We start from the raw sequence: 22,458 nt of genomic DNA on the forward strand, positions 1-22,458 counted from the left end.
CGCTGCCACGGCCGGTGAGGGCAGTGGCGGGGCGTGCGAAGTCGACCCGGTGACCCGGGTCGCCATAGGAAGTGTACGGGACCGGTGGAGCAGCGGGTGACGGCGCTGTCCACAACGGGTGGGCGGTCCACAGGAACCGCTCGGGCCCGGCGGAGGCCGGGCCGGGGCGGGAGTCTGGCCCCATGTCTTTCACCACCACGGTCCTGACCCTCGCCCTGACCCTGCCCTCCGGGCTCCTGGGCCCCGGCCCCGGCCCGATGGGGCCCCACTCCGGCTCTCCGGCGTCGGTCTTCGGCTCTCCGGTGTCCGGCTTCGGCCTTCCGGTGTCCGGCTCCCCCTGGCCCGGCTCCGTGTGGCCGGTGGGGCCTCCGCCTCCGCCGGTCCTGCGTGGCTGGGAGCCGCCGCCCGGCCCCTACGCCCCCGGCCACCGAGGGGTGGATCTCGCCGCCGTGGCGGGCACCCCGGTGCTGGCACCGGTCGCGGGCACGGTCGCCTTCGCGGGTCCGGTGGGCGGCCGGGGCGTTCTCACCCTGACGCTGCCGGGGACGGGGTCTCCCCCGCTGCGCACCACGTTCTCACCGGTGGCTCCGCTGGTGGCGGTGGGTGACCGGGTCGCTCCCGGCACTCCGGTCGCCCGGGTGGCCCCCGGCACCCATTGCGCGCGGGACTGTCTCCACTGGGGCCTGCTGAGGGGCGAACGCTATCTGGACCCGCTCGTCCTCATGGAACGGGAACCGTCCCGTCTGCTGCCGCTCCCGCCCCTGCCGCCGTACGCCTACTGAGGCCGATCCGGGGGCGCTCTCGGGGGGCGCTCCGGGGCCGACGGTCCGGGGCTCCCGGAGGCGGAGTCCGGTGGAGGCTTCGGGGCGCTCCGGGGACTCCCAGCGGGGGGGGCAGAGCCCGATGTCGCCCCGGACCGGGCCGGGACGAGGTGGCGGGTCCTCCCCCCGGGGGAGAGGAGGTCCGGTGTCGGGCGGCTCAGGCGGCGGAAGCGCCGTCGGGGACCCCGTTGACCCCGTGCAGGGCCATGGCGACCGCCGCCTCGGCGATCTCCGTCGGGTCCTCGGCCACGCCGAGTTCGATGCGGCGGACGGCCGCGTCGACGACGCCCTGGAGGAGCATGGCGCCGAGGCGGGGCTGTCGCTGGCCCAGCTCGGCGAGGGCCTCGACGATCATCGCGACGAGGCCGCCGTGGGAGGCCCGGATCTTCTCGCGGGCGCCGTCGTCCAGCTCACTGGCCGAGATGGCGACGACCGCGCGGTGACGCCGGTCACCGACCAGTTCCAGCTGGGTGCGGACGTACGCCTCGACCTTGCCCTGCGGGGTCCCGGCACCGTCCATGGCCAGCTCGACCTCGGCGGCCCAGACCGGGAAGTCGACGGCGCACAGTTCCTCGACCACGGCCGCGCGCGACCGGAAGTACTCGTACACCGAGGAACGGGCCAGGCCCGTCCGCTCGGCGAGGGCGGGGAAGGTCAGCGCCTCCGTCCCGCCCTCGGACAGCAGGGATCGCGCGGCGTCCAGGAGGGCGCCGCGCTGCATCGTCCGGTGCTCGGCCACCGAGGCCGCTCGAATCCTGGGCACGGGTCCACTGTACGACCGGCCGGCGGCGGTCAGCGTCCGACGTCGGCCAGCTTGGCCCGGAGCTGGAGGACGGACTTGGTGTGGATCTGGCTGACACGGCTCTCGGTGACGCCGAGGACATGGCCGATCTCGGCCAGGGTCAGCCCCTCGTAGTAGTAGAGCGTGACGACGGTCTTCTCCCGCTCGGGGAGCGTGTTGATGGCGCGTGCGAGCAGCCGGCGCAGCTCGCGGCCCTCGGCGACCTCGACCGGGTTGTCGGCGGCCGTGTCCTCCAGGGTGTCCATCAGGGAGAGCCGGTCGCCGCCCTCGCCGCCGACGTGCAGCAGTTCTTCCAGCGCCACGACGTTCGCCAGGGACAACTGGCTGAAAACCGCGTGCAGTTCCTCCAGCGTGATGTCCATCTCTGCGGCCACCTCGCTCTCCGAGGGGGTGCGCCTGAGCTGGGCTTCGAGGGTGGCGTAGGCGCGCTCGACATTGCGCGCCTTCTGGCGCACCGAGCGGGGGATCCAGTCGAGGGCGCGCAGTTCGTCGATCATGGCGCCGCGGATCCGGGTGATCGCGTAGGTCTCGAACTTGATGGCACGCTCGACGTCGAACTTCTCGATGGCGTCGATGAGGCCGAAGACCCCGGAGGAGACGAAGTCGGCCTGTTCCACATTGGACGGGAGGCCGACGCTGACGCGTCCGGCGACATATTTGACGAGCGGCGAGTAGTGCAGGATCAGCTGCTCCCGCAGGCGCTCGTCTCCCGTGTCCTTGTACGACCGCCAGAGCTCGTCGAGGGAGGTCGGTGCGGGTGGCCGCACGGTGCCCCGGGCCGCTGGGGGCACCGCAGCACGGTCAGACCCGGAGGTGTGCTGGGGCATGTGTTGCCTTGAGCCGTTCTGCTGTCGGATGTGCAGATGTGGGTGTCCTGGGGGGAATCCTGGTGAGCGTAGCGTGAGTGGGGCGTAGCGGTGAGCGAACATCGGCGGATCGCGCCGCGCCGGGGGACCACCGTCGTTCATGCCTTCGAACCCGGGCCGTGGCGCGCGTCGGCCCTCCGGGCGCCGCCGAGAGAACTCGCTTGTTCATCTGCATCACCCTTTCACCCGAATGCTGCGGGTCAAGTACCGCCTCGCCGCGCGTTCGACGCCGGGGTGGCGGTGTTCGCCAACCGCCAGCCCTCCCCGTGCCGTTGGACGAAGCCCAGGGAGTGGAGTTCGTAGAGCCTGGCGAGGGTGTCGTCGGGGGCGGTCCCGGCCCGCCGGGCGATGTCGGTCGTGGGGGTGGGTCCACCGGCGGGGACCGCTTCGAGGACCTGCCGGGCGGCGGGGGCGAGGAGATCGCGGGGAAGGACCGGTCCCCGGCGCGTCGGGGTGAGCTGCCCCATGGCCCCCACGAGTTCGACGACCTCGTCGGCGTCGCTGACGAGAGTGGCCTCGCCCCGCAGGAGTTCGTGCACTCCGGCGGAGAGCGCACTGGTGACGGGGCCGGGGACACCCATGGTGTGGCGGCCCAGGCGCGCGGCGACACGGGCGGTGACGAGGGAGCCGCTGCGGTGCCGTGCCTCGATGACGACGGTTCCCCGGGTGAGGGCGGCGATGAGCCGGTTCCGGAGGATGAATCGGCTCGGCGTGGGATGACTCCCCGGCGGCAACTCCCCTACGACCAGGCCCTGTTCGGCGATGCGGTCGATGAGCTGCTGATGGCCCCGGGGGTAGGGGGTGTCGACTCCGCAGGCGAGGACGGCGACGGTGGCACCGCCCGCGGCGAGCGCCCCCCGGTGGGCGGCGCCGTCGATGCCGTAGGCCGCTCCGGAGACGACGACCCAGCCCTGGCGGGCGAGGCCCGTGGCGAGCTCTGTGGCGGTGTGGGCGCCGTACGGGGTGCAGGCGCGGGCGCCGACGAGGGCGACCGACCGGAGGGCCCAGGTCCGCAGGTCGGCGGGGCCCCTGACCCAGAGGCCGAGGGGGCGGGTGTCTCCGAGGTCGTCGAGTTGACGCGGCCATTCGATGTCCCCGGGGACGACGAACCGGCCACCGAGCCGGTGCACGGTGTCGAGGTCACGGACGGGGTCGGCGGAATTGGCGCGCATACGCCAAGAGGCGACGCGTTTCGCCCCGGTCCCGGGAAAGGAGTCGTCGCCCGGCCCCGGGAACGCGCCGGTCACGGCGGACGCCCGGGAGGTGCGCGTGAGGGACGGGGCCCCGGTGGTACCGGCGAAACCTGCGGCGTCCGGGGTGCCGGAGCTGTCCGGGGTGCCGGAGCTGTCCGGGGTGCCTGGGGCGCCCGAGCTGCCCGGGGCATCCGCGGTGCCCGGGATGCCCCGGGCGTCCGCGGTGTCTGAGGCACCCGGGGTGCCTGGGCCGTCCGTGAGGTACCGAGCGGGGTGGGGTTCCCGGTCTTCCGCGGCGCCGGGTCGGGCCGGTGTCCCGAGGAGGTGGGCGAGGAAGCCGATGGCTCCGTACCGGCGGAGCCATCGTCCCGCGTGTTCGTCGCCGGGTTCGACGGCCCGGCTGAGGGCGGCGCGGGCGAGCCGCTCGTCGGCGGAGGGCCGGAGGGTCATGAGCGCTCCCCCGTCGTGACGGGAACGCCCCGGGGGACGCCGGTGCGCAGTTCGAGGGCGAGGGCGACGTCCTGGTGGTCGGGCCGGTCGTGGCCCACGAGGTCCGCGAGGGTCCAGGCGACCCGGAGGACCCGGTCGAGCCCCCGGGCGGTGAGCAGCCCGCGCTCCATGTCGCGCTCCGCCTCGGCGAGGGCCCCGGGGGCCGCCGGATACCGGGTGCGCAGTTCGTGGCCGGGGATCTCGCTGTTGACCCGCCAGGGGGTGTCGGAGAGTCGGGCGGCGGCGCGGGCGCGGGCCTCGCGGACGCGTTCGGCGACGGCGGCGGTGCTCTCGCCCCGGCCTCCCCTGCCGAGGAGGTCGGCGCGGGTGACGGGTTCGGCCTCGATCCGGAGGTCGACGCGGTCGAGGAGGGGTCCGGAGAGACGGGCCTGGTAGCGGCGGACGACCGCGGCGGTGCATTCGCAGCCGGAGCCGTGCCGGGTGTGACGCCCGCAGGGGCAGGGGTTGGCCGCCAGGGCGAGGAGGAAGCGGGCGGGGAGCCGGACGACTCCGGCGGCGCGGGCGATGACGACGTGTCCGGACTCCAGGGGCTGGCGCAGGGCGTCGAGCGCCTTTCCCGAGAATTCGGGAGCTTCGTCGAGAAAGAGGATGCCCCGGTGGGCGAGGGAGACGGCGCCGGGTCGTGGGAGGCCGTTCCCGCCACCGACGAGGGACTGCATGGTGGCGGAGTGGTGGGGTGCGCAGTAGGGGGCGCGGCGGACGAGGGGCTGGCCCGGCGGGAGGAGGCCCGCGACGGAGTGGACGGCGGTGACTTCGAGGGCTTCCTGTCGGGTGAGGGGCGGGAGGATGCCGGGGAGCCGCTCGGCCAGCATGGTCTTCCCCGCGCCGGGCGGGCCGGAGAGGAGCAGGTGGTGGCTGCCCGCCGCGGCGACTTCGAGGGCGCGGCGGGCCCGGTGCTGTCCGGCGACGTCGGCCAGGTCGGGGCCTTCGGCGGGGTCGGCGGTGAGTCCGGTGCCGAGGCCCGCGCCGGGGACGAGGAGCCCGGCGAGCATGGAGTCCGGGCGGCCCTCCTCGGTGGGTTCCTCCTCGGGGACGGGTTCGTCGGTGAGGACGGCGATGAGCTGGCGGAGGCTGCGGATGCCGAGGACGGAGACCCCGGGGACGAGGGAGGCCTCCCCCGCGGTCTGTTCGGGGACGACGACCTGCTGGTATCCGGCGTCGGCCGCGGCGAGGACGGCGGGCAGGGTGCCGCGGACTGGCCGGACGCGTCCGTCGAGCCCCAGCTCACCGATGAGGACGAGGTCGGCGATGGTGCGGGGGTCGATCCGTTCGGCTGCGGCGAGCACCGCGGCGGCGACGGCCAGATCGAATCCGGAGCCGCTTTTGGGGACGGACGCCGGGCTGAGGCCGACGGTCAGTTTCTTCTGGGGCCACTCGGCGCCGGAGTTGACGACGGCGGCGCGGACGCGGTCACGGCTCTCGGTGAGGCTCTTGTCCGGGAGACCGACCAGGGTGAAGGCGGCGACGCCCGGTTCGAGGTCGGCCTGTACCTCGACGACGACGCCTTCGACGCCGACGAGGGCCACGGAGCAGGTGCGGGCGAAGCCCATCTCAGGCCACCCCCCGGGCGTGGGTGAGGACGGGGGCGCCCCGCCGGGGAAGGACGATGCCGACGAGGTCGATCCGGACGCCGCCGTCGGGCGCGGGGGTGTCCGTGCGGTCGAGCCAGCAGTCGGCGAGGCGGCGCAGGCGCGCGGCCTTGTGGGGTGTGACGGCGGCCATCGGGTGCTCGTAGGCGCCGTGGCGTCGGGTCTTGACCTCGCAGATCACGAGGGTGTCGTGATCGCGGGCGACGATGTCGATCTCGCCGGTGCGGCCGCAGCGCCAGTTGCGGGCGAGGATGCGCAGTCCGGTGGCGGTGAGCCGTCGGGCGGCCAGTTCCTCGCCGTACCGCCCGAGGGCCCGGGTCTCGCGTGACCTGCCCGTTCCGCCCGGCGGCCGGGCCGTGCCGCTCGTCGTGGCCGTACGCCGTGTCCCGTGCTCGGGGCACGTACGCCGCGCCGGGCACGTACCGTCCGCCGAGGACACCCGCCCCGTGCGGCACCTCGGGTCTCCGCCGGACGCCTGGTCCTCGGGTCCGGTGCGATCCGAAGATCCGGTGCGATCGGTGGGGCCGGTGCGATCCGTGGGGCCCGTGCGGTCCGTACGGCTGGTCTCGTGGGTCGTGTTCATGTGACCACCTCCGTCACCGACTGTGACGGAGGTGGGCGGATCGTGTGCGGCGCTGTGGACGGCCGGAGACCTGTGGAAAACCCGCTCACCCGGGCGGGTGAGGCGGGGTCAGCTGCCGGGCAGTTCGAGGTCGCTCTTGTTGAGCTCCTCGATGTTCACGTCCTTGAAGGTGAGGACACGGACCTGCTTGACGAACCTGGCCGGCCTGTACATGTCCCAGACCCAGGCGTCGGCCATGCTGACTTCGAAGAAGACCTCGCCCTGGACCGAGTGGACCTGCATCTCGTAGTCGTTGGTGAGATAGAAGCGCCGCTCGGTCTCGATCACGTATTTGAACAGCCCGACGACGTCGCGGTACTCCCGGTAGAGCTTCAGCTCCATCTCGGTCTCGTACTTCTCGAGGTCCTCGGCGCTCATGGCATGTTCCCCTTCAGCCGTGCGTCCCCCCATTGTGCGCCAACCGTCCGCGCCCCTAGACGATTTCCGGGGCGAGGACCACCGGTGCACTCGGAGGTCCCTCGTCGAGCAGCGTGCGGAGCAGCTCGGCGAGTCTGGTCGGGTACACCGTCTCATGGGCCGCGGACAGTTCGGCGGAGGTCCACCATCTGAGGCCCGTGACGCTGCGCGTCTCCAGCTCGGTGAGGGCCTTGGGCCGGGGCTCGGCCTCGGGTCCCCGGGTGCGGGCCAGGTAGTACCACTCGTCCTGCTCCCAGCGCCGCCCGTCGAAGGGGAAGGCGCAGTACCGCTTCCAGAGCACCGGGCCGAGGTCCACATCGGTGATGCCGGTCTCCTCGGCGAGTTCACGCCGGGCGGCCTCCTCGTGGCTCTCCGCGCCTTCGAGACCGCCGGCCGGGGGTGAACCACCAGGTGTCTCCGGGGTCGTCGGGCTCCCGTCCGTGCATCAGGAGGACGCGGTCGTCGGGGTCGAGGAGGATCACCCGCGCGACCCTGCGCCGGGCCCCCGCCCCGCCCTCGGACTCCGTCGTCGCTCCGCCGCCGCCCGGCCCCACCGGGTCTGCGGTCCCCGCGGCCCCGCCGTCCGTATCCGTCATGTCCCCACCTTCTCGCGCCGTCCGGCCGCCCGGGGTCCCGTCGGGGGCCGCTTCGTGAAGAGCCGGGCGACCGGTCCGTACGCGGCCCCGAGGAGGACGAGGACGGCTCCGGCGACGACGGCGGTGAGGAGCGGGCGTACGGGCCCGGGTTCGGAGACACCGCCCGGCAGTCCGGTGAAGCCCGTGGGCCGGTCCAGGAGCCCCTCGGCGGGCCAGACGACGGCGTCGACACGGGCGACGACGGCCGAACGGGGCACGGAGCCCCGCCCGGTCTCCTGGAGGTGGGTCCGGGAGTCCAGGGAGGTGAACCGGTCGTCGCCGAGCAGGAAGAGGTCCTCCCCGGGGACGGTGACGGAGAACCCGGTGCCGGAGGCGACGACCCGCCCGCCGGGGCCGGGGCTCAGATAGGGCTCCCGCACGGGTGTGCCGTCGACGGTGAGGCGGCCGTCGCGGTCGCAGCAGGCGACGGTGTCCCCGCCGACGGCGACGACCCGCTTGACCACGGGCGAGTCGCCCCAGAGCGGGTCGTGGAAGACGACGACGTCCCCCCGGCGCACCTCGGCGCCGTCGACGCGTTCGGCGAGGACACGGGAGCCGACGGCGAGGGTGGGGGTCATGGAGTCGGTGGGGACGGTGTACGGCTGGTAGACCAGGGCTCCCCAGACGAATCCGCCGAGGAAGAGCACACAGCCGACGGCCACGGCCAGTCCCGACAGCACGCTGCCGGAACGGCCGTGGCCGCCCTTCGTCCGTACGTTTCCGCTCATGCGCGCATCCCGGGGTTCGGTGACGGGTCCCGGTCCGTCGACGGTCCGGGACGGCACCCTACCCGCGGGCCGCTACTCGGCGGTACGCCGGTCGGCGAGCTTCTTCCTGCGCCAGAGGAGCAGCGGCAGGGCTCCGGCGACGCTCGCCGCGCCGAGCGGGGCGACGGCCATGGCCTTGTTGAGCTCCGGGTTGTCGAAGATGCCCGGGACCGGCAGGGTCGCCCAGCGGGTCACCGGCCAGGCGATGACCACGGCACGGCCGACGACCTCGTCGCTGGAGACGGTGCCGCCGCCGGGGAGCTGCTGGTGGAAGCGGGAGTCCAGGGAGTTCTGCCGGTTGTCGCCCATGACCCAGATGCGGCCCTCGGGGACCTTGATCGGGCCGAAGGAGTCCTGGCAGGGCAGCGAGCCGGGGTACAGGTAGGAGGTCTCGTCGAGCGCGACGCCGTTGAGGACGACCTTGCCGCCCTCCTTGCAGGAGACGGTGTCGCCGCCGACGGCGATGACGCGCTTGATGAGGTCCTTCTCCTCGGCGGACGGCATGAGTCCGATGAAGCTGAGGAACTTCTGGACCACGTTGGGCTCGGGGGCCGTCTGGCCTTCGAGCCAGCCGCCCGGGTCGTGGAAGACGACGACCTCGCCGCGCTCGGGCTCGGAGCCGAACCAGGGGGTGAGCTTGTCGACGAGGACCCGGTCACCCTTCTGGAGGGTGTTCATCATCGATTCCGAGGGGATCGAGAACGCCTGGACCAGGAAGGTCTTGATCAGCAGGGCGAGCACGAGGGCGATGCCGACGAGGAGCGGCAGTTCCTTCCAGAAGGAACGCTGCTTCTTGGGGCCCCTGCCGGCCCCGCCCGCCGTGTCGTCGTCGCCGGGGGCGCCGCCGCCCGGTGTGCCGCCGCCCGGCTGCGTCTGCTCGTCACCCGTCACGTCGTCACCCGTCGTGTCATCGCGGAAGGCCCCGTCGGCCCCCTTGTCGGGCCCATCGTGTCCGGATCGTGCGCCGACGGCCAAATCCCCCACATCCACTCCTCAGTCCGTGCGAACGCCCGCCCCGGAACAGGGACAGGCCCACCACTCCCATAACGAGCAGAAGTTCCGCAGGGGTCGGGAGCCCGGGGAATCCGTTCAGATTCCGCTGAGACACACTATGCGACAGATCGTTCGCGGAATCGGAACTCGTACGGTTGTCCGGGACGGTGGCGAAGGTGTCCCGTTCCTCCAGGCTCCGCCAGTGCCCGAAGGGCCAGGCGATCACCACGGCACGCCCCACGACCTGCTCCTCGGCGACGGTTCCGCGGTCCTTCTCGTCGAGGTGGAACCGGGAGTCCGCCGAGTCGGAGCGGTGGTCGCCGAGGACGAAGATCCGGCCCGGGGGGACCTCGACCGCGAACGGGATGCTGGACGGCGGGTTCCCCGGGTGCAGGTACGGCTCGTCCAGGGATACGCCGTTGACGGTGAGGCGGCCGTCCTTGTCGCAGCAGACCACCCGGTCGCCGCCGACGCCGATCACCCGTTTGATGAGGTCGCGGTCGTCGGCCGAGGGCAGCAGCCCGATGAAGGTGAGGGCCTGCTTGGCCTGCTTGACGCCGACGGGGTCGTCGGCGGGCGGGACGGTGTCCGGCGGGAGCCAGTCGCCGGGGTCCTTGAAGACGACGACGTCGCCGCGCTGGGGGCGGGAGCCGAACCAGGGGGTGAGCTTGTCGACGAGGACCCGGTCGGAGATCCGGATCGTCTGCTCCATGGAACCGGAGGGGATGACGAACGCCTGGACCAGGAAGGTCTTGAGGACCAGCGCGATCAGCACCGCCACGGTGATCAGGACGGGGATCTCCCGCAGCGCGGAGCGCTGCCGCCGTCGCTTGACCCTGCGGGCGAGCCTGCGCCGGTCGGCCCGGCCGGGCAGCGCCTGGCCGCCGTCCGGTTCGGCGGCGCGACCGCCCGGTGGCCGTCCCCGGCTACCCATGGGCGCCTGTCCCGTGCCCGCCCCCGGGCGGGGCCGGTACGGCGTCGAAGGCGCCGCTGCCCGCCACGCCGGACCAGCGGCCGAAGGGCCAGGCGATCCAGTCGGCGCGGCCGACGACCCGGTCGACGGGGACCATGCCTCCGCCGGGGCTGCCGAGGTGGTCGCGGGAGTCGCTGGACTGGCTGCGGTGGTCGCCCATGACCCAGAGCCGGTCGGGCGGGACCACGATGTCGAAGGGCACGCTGGACGGCTCGTCGCCGAGCATCACGTACCGCTCCTGGACGGGAACGCCGTTGACGGTGAGGCGGCCGTCCTTGTCGCAGCAGACCACCCGGTCGCCGCCGACGCCGATCACCCGCTTCACGAAGTCGGTCTCGTCGGGCTCGGCGAGCCCCAGGGCCGCGGCGCCGTCGCGCAGGAAACCGGTGACCGGATCGCCCTGCGGCCGTTCGCGTACGAAGGAGCCGGTGCCGTCGAAGACGACGGCGTCCCCCCGGCGCGGCTCATCGCCGAAGCGGTACGCCAGCTTGTTGACCAGGATGCGGTCGCCGACCTGGAGCGTCGGCTCCATGGAGCCGCTCGGGATCAGGAAGGGCTGGAGCACGAAGTGGCTGAGGAGCAGCAGGAAGACGACGCAGGCGCCTCCCACGAAGGCGGTGCGCCGCCAGGAGGACCGGGGGCCGGGGCCGGGGTCCTCGGAAACGCGCGCGGAGCGCGACCCGTCCTCCGTGCCGGAAGAGGGGTCGCGCTCCGTGGGCTGTGCTTCGGTGTCCATCGCTGGCAGAGCCTATCCGGCCTGCCTGTGCGGGGCCCCGGAAGCTCAGGGCGTGCCGGGAGCCGGGGCTCAGCGGTCGCGCTTCTCCTTGATCTTGGCGGCCTTGCCGCGCAGCTCGCGCAGGTAGTAGAGCTTGGCGCGACGGACGTCACCGCGGGTCACGAGCTCGATCTTCTCGAAGATCGGGCTGTTGACCGGGAAGGTGCGCTCGACACCGACGGAGAACGAGACCTTGCGGACCGTGAAGGTCTCGCTGACGCCCGAGCCCTGACGGCGGATGACGACACCCTTGAACTGCTGGATGCGGGAGCGGCTGCCTTCGATGACGCGCACGTGGACGTTCACGGTGTCGCCGGGGCGGAAGGCGGGGAGGTCGGAGCGGAGCGAACCCGCGTTGACCTGGTCGAGCAGGGAGGCCATGGAGGTCTCTTTCCTCGCTGATGCCACAGGCCATCAGCGGTGCGTTCGAAGGTGATGATGTGGTGTCGGCCGTTTCGGACGGCGTCGTTCCCCCTGTGGCAGGGGCGCACGCCGGACGGACGACAGCGGCCTATTCTTCCACGTCGTGGAGCCTGCGCCAAAATCGGCCACCGGGCTCGGGGGCCCAGCCCAGGATCGAGAGGATCTCCCGGTCCTTCTTGTCGAAGGCCGAGGGGTCGCAGCGCTCGATCAGATCGGGCCGGTTCGCGGCGGTGCGCCGGAAGGCCTCGTCGCGGCGCCAGCGGGCGATCCTGCCGTGGTGGCCGCTGACGAGGACGTCCGGGATGCCCCGGCCGCGCCACTCGGGGGGCTTGGTGTAGACGGGTCCTTCGAGGAGGTCGGCCATGGCGCCGGGCGCGAAGGAGTCGTCCCGGTGGGACTCGGCGTTGCCGAGGACTCCGGGCAGGAGACGGGCGACGGCCTCGGTGACGACGAGGACGGCGGCCTCCCCGCCCGCGAGGACGTAGTCGCCGATGGAGACCTCGTGGACGGGCATCCGGGTCGCGTACTCGTCCATGACGCGCCGGTCGATGCCCTCGTAGCGGGCCGGGGCGAAGATCAACCAGGGGCGCTCGGACAGCTCGACGGCGAGTTCCTGGGTGAAGGGGCGGCCGCTGGGGGTGGGGACGACGAGGACGGGGCCGTGGGCGCCGCCCTCGTAGCCGTCGGCGAGGGTCTGGTCGAGCGCGTCGCCCCACGGGTCGGTCTTCATGACCATGCCGGGTCCGCCGCCGTACGGGGTGTCGTCGACCGTGTTGTGCCGGTCGTACGTCCAGTCCCGCAGGTCGTGGACGTGGACGTCGAGCTGTCCGCGCGCGCGGGCCTTGCCGACGAGGGAGACGTTCAGCGGTTCCAGGTACTCGGGGAAGATGGTGACGACGTCGAGCCTCATGCCTGGCCCTCACCGGACTCGTCACGGGACTCGCCACCGGACTCGGCCCCGGTCGTGCCACCGGTCCTGTCGGCGGGCCGCTCGTCGGACTCCTCGCGGGAGGAGACGATCTCGGCGGCGTCGTCGATGAGGCCGGGCGGGGGGTCGATGACGGCCCGCTGGCCCTCCAGGTCGATCTCGGTGACGATCTCCCCGACGAACGGGATCATCAGCTCGGTGCCGTCGGGGCACTCGACGATGAAGAGGTCCTGGGACGGCAGGTGGGAGATCTCGGTGATGCGGCCGATCTCGGTGCCGTCGGCGAGGACCACGTCGAGGTCCATGAGCTGGTGGTCGTAGTACTCGTCCTCCTCCTCGGGCACCGCCGTGGGGTCGACCTCGGCGATGAGGAGGGTGTTGCGCAGGGCCTCGGCGCCGGTGCGGTCGCGGACGCCCTCGAAGCGCAGCAACAGACGGCCGCTGTGCACCCGGCCGGTCTCGATGGTCAGCGGCCCGACGCCCGCCGGTTCGGTCAGCAGTACGGCACCGGGGCCGAGCCTCAGCTCGGGCTCGTCCGTCCGCACCTCGACGGTGACCTCGCCCTTGATGCCGTGGGCGCGGCCGATCCGCGCGACTACCAACTGCACTGCTCCACACTCTCCTGTCACACAGCTCGTACGACCTGCTCGTACGACAACGGGCCGGGGCGGGCTCTTCAGCCCTCCCCGGCCCGTGCCGGCACAACTCAAGGAAATACTGCCGACCTGCTCAGCGGACCTGGTCCACGTCGACGAGGTCGACCCGGATGCCGCGGCCGCCGATGGCGCCCACGACCGTACGCAGCGCACGCGCGGTGCGGCCGTTGCGGCCGATCACCTTGCCGAGGTCGTCCGGGTGGACCCGGACCTCCAGCACGCGACCGCGACGCAGGTCGCGCGAGGCGACCTGCACATCGTCGGGATTGTCGACGATGCCTTTCACGAGGTGCTCGAGAGCTTCCTCGAGCATGATCAGGCCTCGGTCGACTCGGTGGACGCGGCCTCGGCCTCGTCCGCCTTCTTGTCGGCCTTCTTGGCCTTCGGGGTGATGGCCTCACCCTTGTCGTCGCCGCTTTCGAGGGCCTTCGCGAACTCGTCGAACGACGCGCGCCTGGCCTCCTTGGTGGCCGGGACGAGCAGGGCCTTCTCCGGGGCCGGGAGGCCCTTGTGCTTCTGCCAGTCGCCCGTGAGCTTGAGGATGGCGAGAACCGGCTCGGTCGGCTGGGCGCCGACGGACAGCCAGTACTGCGCACGCTCGGAGTCGACCTCGATACGCGACGGGTTGTACGTCGGGTGGTAGAGGCCGATCTCCTCGATCGCGCGACCGTCCCGACGGGTGCGGGAGTCGGCGACGACGATGCGGTAGTGCGGCTGGCGAATCTTGCCGAGGCGCTTGAGCTTGATCTTGACTGCCACTGGAGTGGTGTCTCCTGGTCTTGACGTGGTTGGGCACTTTGAGATGCCACGTGGGGTTGCGGTACTCGGATGCCCGATGGACGCGTCAGCCGGAGGAGAGAGGGGTCCTGTGCGACTGTCGAGTACAGCTAGCCATTGTGCCACACACCGCGAGGTCAGCTCGCGGCGCCCACGGCCTCCGGGATGCGGAACGGCTTGCCGCAGCCGCCGCAGACGATCGGCGCCTGGGCCAGCACCGAAGGCACCACCCGGACGTTCCGCCCGCAGTCGCAGACGGCCTTGACGCGCACGCCGCCGCCGGAGGAGCCGTGCCGGGCCGCCGGGCCCCGGAAGGAGCGCTTGGTGTCGGCCGCCGTGGCGACCGTGTGCGCCTTGAGGGCGCGCTGGAGCCGCTCGATGGTGGGCCGGTAGCGGCGCCTGGCCTCGGGGTTGAGCGTGACCAGGGAGAAGCCGCTGCTCGCGTGCGGCTCCTCGGGGTGGTCGAGGCCCATCTCCTCGGCGATCGCGAGGAATCTGCGGTTGTGGTACCGGCCTGCGCGGGAGGTGTCGCGGACCCCCCGGGCGGCGGCGATGCCGTGGACTGCCTCATGGAGCAGTCGTTCGAAGGAGAGCTCGGCGCCGCAGGCGGACGAGGACTCTCCGATCAGGGACTCGGGCGCGGCAAGGTCGGGCAGCTCGGGGTGGTGCCGCTGAATGTCGGCCCACGCCTGTGCCAGCTCTGCGGCGAGAACAGGTGGTGTCGTGCTCACGTCGCTTACAACGAGCCGAAGCGCCCTCGGGTTCCATTCCGGGGCATCCCAAATATTTTGCACGTACCCGTCAGTTGCCGTTGATGCGTCGGGACGAGGGCCAGTGCGCAGATCTGTGGAGAAGTCGCGCAGGGCGCGTCAAGCCGGTGCGTAGCGGCGCATACGCCCCGCGTGCGGCGGGGGGTCGCGCGCCCCTGAAGGGGCGGTTCCCCGTACCCGGGCCCGGCGGACGGGCGGGGAGCGTGGCAGGGACCTTACCGGGTCCCCGCGCGCGGGTGCGCACCGCCCCCGTCCCGGCGGCTCCCCCGGGCGAACCGGTCCGGCGCGAGCACTGGACGCGGCCCCGGAAGCGCAGTTCCCTGACTACGGGGGGCAGTCGTCCGCATACGGATTGGAGCGCTTCTCCATGACATCCGCACTCGTCCCGCACCACCCCGCGCGTGACTGGGCCGAGATCCAGGAACGGATGCTCGTCCCGCTCTACGAGGCGGTGTACGAACGTCTCGGCGTGGGCGCGGGGTCCCGGGTCCTGGGGCTCGGCTGCGGTTCCGGCCTCGCGCTCCTGATGGCGGTGGCCCGGGGTGCCCGGGTCACCGGCGCCGACCGGGACCACGCGCGCGTGGAGCTGGCCAGGGCGCGGCTCCCGAAGGACGTCACGGTGACCCCGGAGGCGCCGGAGGCCGGGGCCCACGACGTGGTCACCGCCTTCCACGCGACCGCCGGGCTCCTTCCCGAGCTGGTGGCGCTCACCCGTACGGCGCAGCCCGGGACGACCGTCGTCCTCGCGGGCTGGGGGCCGCCCGAGCGGTGTGCGGCGGAGCGGGTGCTGCGGGTAGCGGCGCGGCTCGCGGACCGGGCCCCGGAGGCCGGGGCCGATCCTGACCGGCTGGCGGCGGCGGCCGGGCTGCGGCCGGCGGGTTCGGGTCGGGTGTCCTGTCCCTTCGGGTACGCGAGCGGGGCCAGCGCGGTGCGGGGTCTGTTGTCGACGGGCGCGTTCGACGAGGCGGTCCGGGTGGCGGACCCGTCCCGGGTGGAGAAGGAGATCGAGGAGGCCCTGGCCCCGTACGTGCGCCCGGACGGCACGGTGTGGATGGCGAACGTCTTCCGGTACGTGGTGGCGCGCGTGGCGTAGCCGGACCGGCGTGGACGGCCGTACGCGTTCCGCCCGCTCACGGGCCCGCGCCCCGCCCGAGGGGTCTCCAGCGGGGTCGTGCGCCCCGGCCGCCCGCCCACGGCCTCGCGCGCCGCGCATCCCCGTGGCCGTACGCCCCGGGTCCGCGCCGGGTCTCCGGCGGCCGTACCCCCGCACTCCGTCGGCCCGCCCGTGGGCCGTACGCGCGTCTCCCTGAGGGGGCCGCCGTACCGCCCCGTCGTCCCCCGCCGCCGTGCGCTCTCCTCGTTCAGCTCCCGCCGTCCTCCTTCCGCAGGCGCGGGATGCCGGCCGCGCGGTAGGCGGCGGCCTCCTCCAGGGTCTCGTTCTCCAGGAGCGCGGCGGCCAGCGCGTCCAGGCGGCCCCGGTTCTCCCTGAGCTGGCGCAGGGCGCTCTCGTAGCACTCGTCGACGATCCGGCGCATCTCCGCGTCGACGGCGTCGAGGGTCGCCGGGGCGGCCGAGAGCCCGTAGGCCTGCTGGGCGTCGGCCGGGATCGCGGTCAGCCGGCCGACGGTCTCGCTCATGCCCCAGCGGCCGACCATGCCCCGGGCGATGCCGGTGACCTGCTCCAGGTCGCTCTCCGCGCCGGTGGTGACCACCCCGTAGACGACCTGCTCGGCCGCCATGCCGCCGAGGGCACCGATGATCCGGCCGCGCAGGTACTCCTCGGTGTAGGCGTACTTGTCGGCGTCCGGGGTGGAGAGGGTGACGCCCAGGGCCCGGCCGCGCGGCACGATGGTGATCTTGCGGACGGGGTCGGCGCCGGGCTGGAGCATCCCGAGGAGGGCGTGCCCGCTCTCGTGGTACGCGGTCCTGCGCCGCTCCTCTTCGGGCATGACGAGCGGTCGTTCCGCGCCGAGCTGGACCTTCTCCAGGGCGTCGGACAGGTCGGACTGGGTGACGGCCTTCTGCTGCCGCTTCACGGCGAGGAGCGCGGCCTCGTTGGCGAGGTTGGCGAGTTCGGCGCCGGTCATGCCGGGGGTGGTGCGGGCCACCTGCTCCAGGTCGACGTCCCCGGCGAGGGGGATCTCGCGGGTGTGGATCCTCAGGATGGCCTCGCGGCCGCCCCGGTCGGGCGGGTTGACGTGGACGACCCGGTCGAAGCGGCCGGGCCGGGTGAGGGCCGGGTCGAGGACGTCGGCCCGGTTGGTGGCGGCGAGGACGATGACGCCCTCGGAGCCGGTGAAGCCGTCCATCTCGGTGAGGATCTGGTTGAGGGTCTGCTCGCGCTCGTCGTGGCCGCCCATGCCGGCACCGCCGCCCCTGGCCCGGCCGATGGTGTCGATCTCGTCGATGAAGATGATCGCGGGGGCGACCTTGCGGGCCTCGGCGAACAGTTCGCGCACCCGGGAGGCGCCGACACCGACGATCATCTCGATGAACTCGGACGCGGAGGCGGAGAAGAACGGCACCCCCGCCTCGCCCGCGACCGCGCGGGCGAGCAGCGTCTTGCCCGTTCCGGGCGGGCCCGCGAGGAGCACGCCCCGGGGCATCTTGGCGCCCATCTCCCGGTACGCCTGCGGGTTCTTGAGGAAGTCGACGACGTCGTTGAGCTCGCCCTCGACCTCGTCGATGCCCGCGACGTCGGCGAAGGTGGTGCGCTGCTCGCCTTCGAGCTCGACCGGTTTGGGCGGGGTCTTGCGGCCGAGCATTCCGCCCGCGCCGCCCATGCCCGCGCTCATCCGGCGGGCGATGAACACCCACAGCACGACGAGCAGCAGCATCGGGGCGAGGGAGATGAGGAGGTTGGCGAGGAAGCTGCGCTCCTGGACGACGGGCTCGGCGGTGACGGTGACCTTCTGCTGGGTCAGCTGGGCCCAGAGGTTGTCGTCGGCGAAGGCCGGGCGCTGGGTCTGGAACTTGGTGTAGTCGCCCTTGCCGTCGGGGACGGGCTGCTTGTTCTTCAGCTCTCCCTGGATCGCGTCGCCCTTGGAGTAGATCTTGGAGACGTTCCCGGCGGCCACCTGCTTGTCGAACTCGGTGTACGAGATCGTCGGCCCGCCGCCCTCGTTGAAGAACGACAGGACGATGTTGGCGAGCAGATAGACCACGAGCGCGGTGAGCACCAGGCTGCGCCAGCCGCCCGGCATCCGGCGCTTGGGCGGCGGGGGCGGCGGTGCCCCTTCCGAGCGCCAGGGCTGGTCGGTCCGGTCGCGCGGGGGTACGGGGTTGGCCACGTGGCTCTCCTCGGGGCGGCAGTGGCCCCAGTATCGAAGAGCGGGCGGCGGGCGGCACGGCGGACGGTCCCGAGGGGTGACGGCGGGCCGGGGACGGTTCCAGAGGGGTTCCGGGGCTGGTCCGAGGCGGGTCCGAGGCGGGTCCGGGCCGGGTTCGGGGCCGGGTCCGGGTGAGGCGGGGGGCGCCGCCGGGGCGCGTAGGGCGGGCGCGAAGACCGTCGCGGCGCCGGGCCCCGCGGTGCGGCCGACCGGGCTTCGTGGGCGGGAAGCGGCCCGGAGCGGTCGCGCACGGTCGCGCACGGGCGAGGAGGGGCCCGGAGGCGGCCCCGTACCCGGAGCGGCCCTTACCGTCCCCGTCCCCGTCCCCCGAGCGGCCCCGACCTGCCCCGGACGGCGAAGAGGGGCCCGCGACGGTTCCGTACCGTCCCGGGCCCCTCCCGCTCAGGGCCTCACGGCCTCATCGCGCCTCATGACCTCGCGGCCCGGTCCCCCGGGCCGCACGGGTCACTGCATGAACTTCTTGAACTCGTCCGGCAGCTCGAAGTCCTGCGGAGCCTGCCCGGCCGCCGGGAGGCCGAACGCGCCGCCCTGCTGCGCCTGCTCGCGGCGGTCGGCCGCCGCCTGCTCCTCCGCCTTGCGCTTCATCGGGTTGCCGCTCTTGCGCTTGCCCTTGGCCTGCTTGATCTGCTTCTTCTGCCGACCGGGCCCGCCGCCCATGCCGGGCATCCCCGGCATACCGGGGAGGCCGCCGCCCTGCGCCATCCGGGACATCATCTTGCGGGCCTCGAAGAACCGCTCGACCAGGCTCTTGACCGCGCTGACCTCGACGCCGGAACCCTTGGCGATACGGGCGCGGCGGGAGCCGTTGATGATCGTCGGGTCCTGGCGCTCGGCCGGGGTCATCGACTTGATGACGGCGGCGGTGCGGTCGACGTCCCGCTCGTCGATGTTGGCGATCTGCTCCTTCATCTGACCCATGCCGGGCAGCATCCCGAGGAGCTTGGAGATGGAGCCCATCTTGCGGACCTGCTCCATCTGCGCCAGGAAGTCGTCGAGCGTGAACTCCTGGCCCTGCTTCGAGGCGAGCTTCGAGGCCATCTTGGCGGCCTCTTCCTCGTCGAAGGTCTGCTGCGCCTTCTCGATGAGGGAGAGCATGTCGCCCATGCCGAGGATGCGGGACGCCATGCGGTCCGGGTGGAACGCGTCGAACTCGTCCAGCTTCTCGCCGTTGGAGGCGAACATGATCTGCTTGCCGGTGACGTGCGCGATGGAGAGCGCGGCACCGCCGCGGGCGTCGCCGTCGAGCTTGGAGAGCACCACGCCGTCGAAGCCGACGCCGTCGCGGAAGGCCTCGGCGGTGTTGACCGCGTCCTGGCCGATCATGGCGTCGACGACGAAGAGGACCTCGTCGGGGCTGACGGCGTCGCGGATGTCCGCGGCCTGCCGCATCAGCTCCTGGTCGATGCCGAGGCGGCCGGCGGTGTCGACGACCACGACGTCGTACATCTTGGTCCGCGCGTGCTCGATGGAGTCCTTCGCGACCTGGACCGGGTCGCCGACGCCGTTGCCCGGCTGGGGGCCGTAGAAGGCCACGCCCGCGCGGTCGGCGACGACCGAGAGCTGGGTGACGGCGTTCGGGCGCTGGAGGTCGCAGGCGACGAGCAGCGGGGAGTGGCCCTGGCTCTTGAGCCAGAGGCCGAGCTTTCCGGCGAGGGTGGTCTTACCGGCGCCCTGGAGACCGGCGAGCATGATCACCGTGGGCGCGGTCTTGGCGAACCGCAGCCGCCGGGTCTCGCCGCCGAGGATGGCCACGAGCTCCTCGTTGACGATCTTGATGACCTGCTGGCTGGGGTTCAGCGCCTTGGAGACCTCGGCGCCGAGGGCCCGCTCCTTGACCCGGGAGATGAACGCGCGGACGACCGGCAGGGCGACATCGGCCTCGAGGAGGGCGATACGGATTTCCCGGGCCGCGCTGTCGATGTCCTGCTCGGTGAGGCGGCCCTTGCCCCGGAGGGACTTGAAAGTCGCGCTGAGGCGGTCGGAAAGCGTATCGAACACGGTGGTCGCGGTCCTCGGGTCGGGGCGGATGGTCGCCCCCAGGGTATCCGGCCCGGGGGCGGGGCGGCCCGCTACGGTCGGACCGGTCCGGCGGGACCCTCAGCGCAGTGCCGTCTCCAGGGCGCGGGCCAGGTCGATCGCCTCCTCGTCGGGGAGCGGGGTGCCGTCGGGACGGGTCACGTACAGGGTGTCCACGGCGTTGGCGCCGAGGGTCGAGACATGGGCGCTGCGGACCCGTACCGCCGCTCCCTCCAGGGCGCGGCCGACGCGGTGGAGGAGGCCGGGGGCGTCCTGGGCGCGGACCTCGATGACGGTGGCGAGGCGGGAGCCCGCGGCGGCGACGGTGACCCGGGGCGGCGGGGCGGCGAGGCCCCGGCGGCGGGGGTGGGCCGCCTCGCGTTCGGCGAGGCGGGCGGTGATGTCGAGGGTGCCGTCGAGGGCGCGGACGAGGTCGGCGCGGAGCCGGGCGGCCTCGGGCAGGGAGCCGTACTCGGCGGCGACCCGCCAGTCGAGGACGAGGACGGTGCCGGTGCCGAGCTCCCCGGGGAGGGCGACGGCCCGCAGGTCGGCGGCGCGGACGGTGAGCCGGTGGAGGGCGAGGACCCCGGCGACGGCGGGCAGGACGCCGGGCCGGTCGGGGACGGCGATGAGGAGTTCGACGCCGACGGGTTCGGGGGTGTCGGGGTCGAGGGGCTGTTCGGCGCGGGCGCGCAGGGTGAGGACGGGTTCGCCGGTGCGCAGGGCCTCGACGGCGAGGCGTTCCTGGTCGGCGCCGGGGGCGGCGGCCTCGGGGTCGGGCGGCTGTTCGCCCGCGAGGACTCCGGTGACCCGTTTGACCAGGTCGTCGACGAGTTGGGCGCGCCAGGCGGACCAGGCGGCGGGGCCGGTGGCGAGGGCGTCGGCCTCGGTGAGGGCGTGCAGGAGTTCCAGGGTGCCGACGGTGCCGACGGCGGTGGCGACGGCGTGGACGGTGGCGGGGTCGTCGAGGTCGCGTCGGGTGGCGGTCTCGATCAGGAGCAGGTGGTGGCGGACGACGGTGGCGAGGGTGGCGGTGTCGGCGCGGTCGAAGCCGATGCGGGCGGCGAGGTCGCGGGTGATGGTCTCGCCCGCGACGGAGTGGTCGCCGGGCCAGCCCTTGCCGATGTCGTGGAGGAGGGCGGCGACGAGGAGGAGGTCGGGGCGGCCGACGCGGCGGGTGAGGGAGGAGGCGCGGACGGCGGTCTCGACGAGGTGGCGGTCGACGGTCCAGGTGTGGACGGGGTTGCGCTGGGGGCGGCAGCGGACGCGTTCCCAGTCGGGCAGGAGGCGGGTGACGAGCCCTTCGGCTTCGAGGGCCTCCCAGACGGGGACGGTGGCCCCGCCCGCGCCGAGGAGGGTGACGAGTTCCTCGCGGGCCTCGGCGGGCCAGGGCACGGGGAGGGGGGCGGCGTGGGCGGCGAGGTGGCGGACGGCGTGCGGGGAGAGGGGCAGGGCGGACTGGGCGGCCGCGGCGGCGGCGCGCAGGGTGAGGACGGGGTCGCGTTCGGGGCGGGCGGTCCTGGCGAGACCGGCCTCGCCGTCCATCTCGACGACGCCTTCGGCGAGCGGGGTGCGGGCGGCGGGGGGCCTGCCGGGGGCGCGGGCGCCGAGGAGGGCCCGGAGGCGGGGCCGGGCGGAGCGGGCCTTGAGGACGCGGTGGACCTCGCGCCAGGTGACGTCGGAGGCGTACGAGATGGTCCGGGCGGCCTCGTAGACCTCGCGGAGCAGGGTGTCGGCGTCGAGGAGGCCGAGTTCCCCGGCGACGGCGTCCTGTTCCTGGAGGGCGAGCCGGTCGGTGGCGCGGCCGGTGGTGAGGTGGAGGGCGTCGCGGGCGTCGAGGAGGCGGCGGCGGGCGGTGTCGAGGCCCTCGCGGGGGGCGTCGGCGAGCCAGGAGGCGGCGACGGCGCGGAGGGCCTGGGCGTCGCGGAGGCCGCCCCGGGCCTCCTTGAGGTCGGGTTCGAGGAGGTGCGCGAGTTCTCCGGCGCGTTCGGCGCGTTCGCGGCAGAGGGCGTCGAGCTCGGGGAGGCGGCGGGGGGCCTGGTTGCGCCAGTCGGCGAGGACGGTGGTGCGCAGGGCGGCGACGAGTCCGTGGTCCCCGGCGACGGTACGGGCGTCGAGGAGGCCGAGGTGGACCTTGAGGTCGTCGGTGGCGGCGGCGCGGGCCTCGGCGGGGGTGCGGACGGAGTGGTCGAGGGCGATGCCGAGGTCCCAGACGGGGTACCAGAGGCGGTCGGCGAGGGCGGCGAGCGCGGCCCGGTCGGCGCTGCCGTCGTGGAGCAGGAGGAGGTCGAGGTCGCTGCGGGGGGAGAGTTCGGCGCGACCGTAGCCGCCGACGGCGACGAGGGCGGTTCCCCGGGGTGGCGCGGCGGCGGCGAGGAGTCCGGCCAGCCAGTCGTCGGTGAGGCGGGCGAGGGCGGCGCGGCGCGGCGGCCCGGACCGCTCCTTCTCGTGGAGGAGGAGCAGCCGGGCCGCCGCGTAGCCGTCGGGTGCCGTGGGTTCGGTGTCGTCGCTGGTGTGGGGGGTGATCATCCGGCGGCTCCTTCGGGTGGAGTGGGGGCCCGCCCGGAAGGTGGTG

20 protein-coding genes and 2 pseudogenes are annotated in these 22,458 nt (G+C 73.5%); 2 read left to right on the forward strand and 20 right to left on the reverse strand.

The features are described 5' to 3' along the window. Positions 1-182 precede the first annotated feature (182 nt). Positions 183-782, forward strand: coding sequence for a M23 family metallopeptidase (locus tag ACIO92_RS27075; RefSeq protein ID WP_366443946.1), 600 nt, complete (start codon positions 183-185; stop codon positions 780-782). A 196-nt stretch (positions 783-978) separates the two neighbouring features. Here the strand turns inward: ACIO92_RS27075 and ACIO92_RS27080 are convergent, their stop codons facing one another. From ACIO92_RS27080 to ACIO92_RS27160, 17 genes and pseudogenes are all read right to left on the reverse strand, one after another. Continuing rightward, entirely contained in the window at positions 979-1,560 is a 582-nt protein-coding gene (locus tag ACIO92_RS27080; protein ID WP_366444024.1) for a helix-turn-helix domain-containing protein, read from the reverse strand. Between the two features lie 53 nt (positions 1,561-1,613). Continuing rightward, complete coding sequence (whiG, locus tag ACIO92_RS27085; protein WP_351787185.1) at positions 1,614-2,450, reverse strand: RNA polymerase sigma factor WhiG; 837 nt, start codon at positions 2,448-2,450, stop codon at positions 1,614-1,616. Positions 2,451-2,689: 239 nt separating this feature from the next. After that, positions 2,690-4,132 (reverse strand): DNA-processing protein DprA, encoded by a 1,443-nt coding sequence (gene dprA, locus ACIO92_RS27090; RefSeq protein ID WP_402283500.1) that lies wholly within the window; start codon positions 4,130-4,132, stop codon positions 2,690-2,692. Then, positions 4,129-5,742: a YifB family Mg chelatase-like AAA ATPase gene (locus ACIO92_RS27095; protein WP_366443945.1), complete on the reverse strand. Its 1,614-nt coding sequence runs from the start codon at positions 5,740-5,742 to the stop codon at positions 4,129-4,131. The genes dprA and ACIO92_RS27095 overlap by 4 nt, the downstream gene beginning before the upstream one ends. 1 nt (position 5,743) lies before the next feature. After that, positions 5,744-6,103, reverse strand: a pseudogene (locus ACIO92_RS27100) (YraN family protein); the annotation flags it as partial. A gap of 369 nt (positions 6,104-6,472) precedes the next feature. Continuing rightward, positions 6,473-6,781, reverse strand: a complete 309-nt coding sequence (locus ACIO92_RS27105) for a DUF2469 domain-containing protein (RefSeq protein WP_005311352.1) — start codon at positions 6,779-6,781, stop codon at positions 6,473-6,475. Between the two features lie 55 nt (positions 6,782-6,836). Further along, a pseudogene (locus tag ACIO92_RS27110) lies at positions 6,837-7,416 on the reverse strand (NUDIX hydrolase). Then, complete coding sequence (lepB, locus tag ACIO92_RS27115) at positions 7,413-8,183, reverse strand: signal peptidase I (RefSeq protein WP_402283502.1); 771 nt, start codon at positions 8,181-8,183, stop codon at positions 7,413-7,415. The pseudogene ACIO92_RS27110 and the gene lepB (ACIO92_RS27115) overlap by 4 nt, the downstream one beginning before the upstream one ends. Positions 8,184-8,255: 72 nt before the next feature. Then, on the reverse strand, positions 8,256-9,197 hold the full coding sequence (gene lepB / locus ACIO92_RS27120; RefSeq protein WP_366444022.1) for a signal peptidase I: 942 nt from the start codon (positions 9,195-9,197) through the stop codon (positions 8,256-8,258). Further along, the gene (lepB, locus tag ACIO92_RS27125) at positions 9,130-10,149 is read right to left on the reverse strand and encodes a signal peptidase I (RefSeq protein ID WP_366443942.1); all 1,020 of its coding nucleotides are present in this window, start codon (positions 10,147-10,149) and stop codon (positions 9,130-9,132) included. Before lepB (ACIO92_RS27125) ends, lepB (ACIO92_RS27120) begins: the two co-directional genes overlap by 68 nt. Then, positions 10,142-10,924: a signal peptidase I gene (gene lepB / locus ACIO92_RS27130; protein WP_366443941.1), complete on the reverse strand. Its 783-nt coding sequence runs from the start codon at positions 10,922-10,924 to the stop codon at positions 10,142-10,144. Before lepB (ACIO92_RS27130) ends, lepB (ACIO92_RS27125) begins: the two co-directional genes overlap by 8 nt. A gap of 69 nt (positions 10,925-10,993) precedes the next feature. Continuing rightward, complete coding sequence (gene rplS / locus ACIO92_RS27135) at positions 10,994-11,344, reverse strand: 50S ribosomal protein L19 (RefSeq protein ID WP_053644504.1); 351 nt, start codon at positions 11,342-11,344, stop codon at positions 10,994-10,996. 130 nt (positions 11,345-11,474) lie between these two features. Beyond that, positions 11,475-12,296 (reverse strand): tRNA (guanosine(37)-N1)-methyltransferase TrmD, encoded by an 822-nt coding sequence (trmD, locus tag ACIO92_RS27140; protein ID WP_366443940.1) that lies wholly within the window; start codon positions 12,294-12,296, stop codon positions 11,475-11,477. After that, positions 12,293-12,922, reverse strand: coding sequence for a ribosome maturation factor RimM (gene rimM / locus ACIO92_RS27145; protein WP_366443939.1), 630 nt, complete (start codon positions 12,920-12,922; stop codon positions 12,293-12,295). Before rimM ends, trmD begins: the two co-directional genes overlap by 4 nt. 121 nt (positions 12,923-13,043) lie before the next feature. Then, positions 13,044-13,283, reverse strand: coding sequence for an RNA-binding protein (locus tag ACIO92_RS27150; protein ID WP_014153811.1), 240 nt, complete (start codon positions 13,281-13,283; stop codon positions 13,044-13,046). Between the two features lie 2 nt (positions 13,284-13,285). Then, positions 13,286-13,729, reverse strand: a complete 444-nt coding sequence (gene rpsP, locus ACIO92_RS27155; RefSeq protein ID WP_366443938.1) for a 30S ribosomal protein S16 — start codon at positions 13,727-13,729, stop codon at positions 13,286-13,288. A gap of 155 nt (positions 13,730-13,884) precedes the next feature. After that, complete coding sequence (locus tag ACIO92_RS27160; RefSeq protein ID WP_351787236.1) at positions 13,885-14,478, reverse strand: hypothetical protein; 594 nt, start codon at positions 14,476-14,478, stop codon at positions 13,885-13,887. 406 nt (positions 14,479-14,884) lie between these two features. On the opposite strand from ACIO92_RS27160, the gene ACIO92_RS27165 reads away from it, so the two are divergent. Next, the gene (locus ACIO92_RS27165; RefSeq protein ID WP_366443937.1) at positions 14,885-15,610 is read left to right on the forward strand and encodes a methyltransferase domain-containing protein; all 726 of its coding nucleotides are present in this window, start codon (positions 14,885-14,887) and stop codon (positions 15,608-15,610) included. Positions 15,611-15,878: 268 nt separating this feature from the next. Here the strand turns inward: ACIO92_RS27165 and ftsH are convergent, their stop codons facing one another. The 3 genes from ftsH to ACIO92_RS27180 all read right to left on the reverse strand — a co-directional run bounded on the left by ftsH (position 15,879) and on the right by ACIO92_RS27180 (position 22,412). After that, positions 15,879-17,807 (reverse strand): ATP-dependent zinc metalloprotease FtsH, encoded by a 1,929-nt coding sequence (gene ftsH, locus ACIO92_RS27170; RefSeq protein WP_366443936.1) that lies wholly within the window; start codon positions 17,805-17,807, stop codon positions 15,879-15,881. A gap of 504 nt (positions 17,808-18,311) precedes the next feature. Beyond that, on the reverse strand, positions 18,312-19,865 hold the full coding sequence (gene ffh / locus ACIO92_RS27175; RefSeq protein ID WP_366443935.1) for a signal recognition particle protein: 1,554 nt from the start codon (positions 19,863-19,865) through the stop codon (positions 18,312-18,314). Positions 19,866-19,964: 99 nt separating this feature from the next. Beyond that, a complete protein-coding gene (locus tag ACIO92_RS27180; protein WP_366443934.1) occupies positions 19,965-22,412 on the reverse strand; it encodes a [protein-PII] uridylyltransferase in 2,448 nt (815 codons plus the stop codon). Positions 22,413-22,458 lie beyond the last annotated feature (46 nt).

Source organism: Streptomyces sp. NPDC087215, assembly GCF_044744885.1.
Lineage (GTDB): Bacteria > Actinomycetota > Actinomycetes > Streptomycetales > Streptomycetaceae > Streptomyces.

Excerpts from the sequence above, each read along its gene's own strand:
- lepB (WP_402283502.1), bottom strand. The coding sequence starts at position 8,183 with ATGAGCGGAAACGTACGGACGAAGGGCGGCCACGGCCGTTCCGGCAGC.
- trmD (WP_366443940.1), bottom strand. The coding sequence starts at position 12,296 with ATGAGGCTCGACGTCGTCACCATCTTCCCCGAGTACCTGGAACCGCTG.
- rplS (WP_053644504.1), bottom strand. The coding sequence starts at position 11,344 with ATGGCCTCCCTGCTCGACCAGGTCAACGCGGGTTCGCTCCGCTCCGAC.
- ACIO92_RS27180 (WP_366443934.1), bottom strand. The coding sequence starts at position 22,412 with ATGATCACCCCCCACACCAGCGACGACACCGAACCCACGGCACCCGAC.
- lepB (WP_366443942.1), bottom strand. The coding sequence starts at position 10,149 with ATGGGTAGCCGGGGACGGCCACCGGGCGGTCGCGCCGCCGAACCGGAC.
- ACIO92_RS27095 (WP_366443945.1), bottom strand. The coding sequence starts at position 5,742 with ATGGGCTTCGCCCGCACCTGCTCCGTGGCCCTCGTCGGCGTCGAAGGC.
- ACIO92_RS27075 (WP_366443946.1), top strand. The coding sequence starts at position 183 with ATGTCTTTCACCACCACGGTCCTGACCCTCGCCCTGACCCTGCCCTCC.
- lepB (WP_366443941.1), bottom strand. The coding sequence starts at position 10,924 with ATGGACACCGAAGCACAGCCCACGGAGCGCGACCCCTCTTCCGGCACG.
- ACIO92_RS27105 (WP_005311352.1), bottom strand. The coding sequence starts at position 6,781 with ATGAGCGCCGAGGACCTCGAGAAGTACGAGACCGAGATGGAGCTGAAG.
- whiG (WP_351787185.1), bottom strand. The coding sequence starts at position 2,450 with ATGCCCCAGCACACCTCCGGGTCTGACCGTGCTGCGGTGCCCCCAGCG.
- dprA (WP_402283500.1), bottom strand. The coding sequence starts at position 4,132 with ATGACCCTCCGGCCCTCCGCCGACGAGCGGCTCGCCCGCGCCGCCCTC.
- ACIO92_RS27165 (WP_366443937.1), top strand. The coding sequence starts at position 14,885 with ATGACATCCGCACTCGTCCCGCACCACCCCGCGCGTGACTGGGCCGAG.
- ACIO92_RS27150 (WP_014153811.1), bottom strand. The coding sequence starts at position 13,283 with ATGCTCGAGGAAGCTCTCGAGCACCTCGTGAAAGGCATCGTCGACAAT.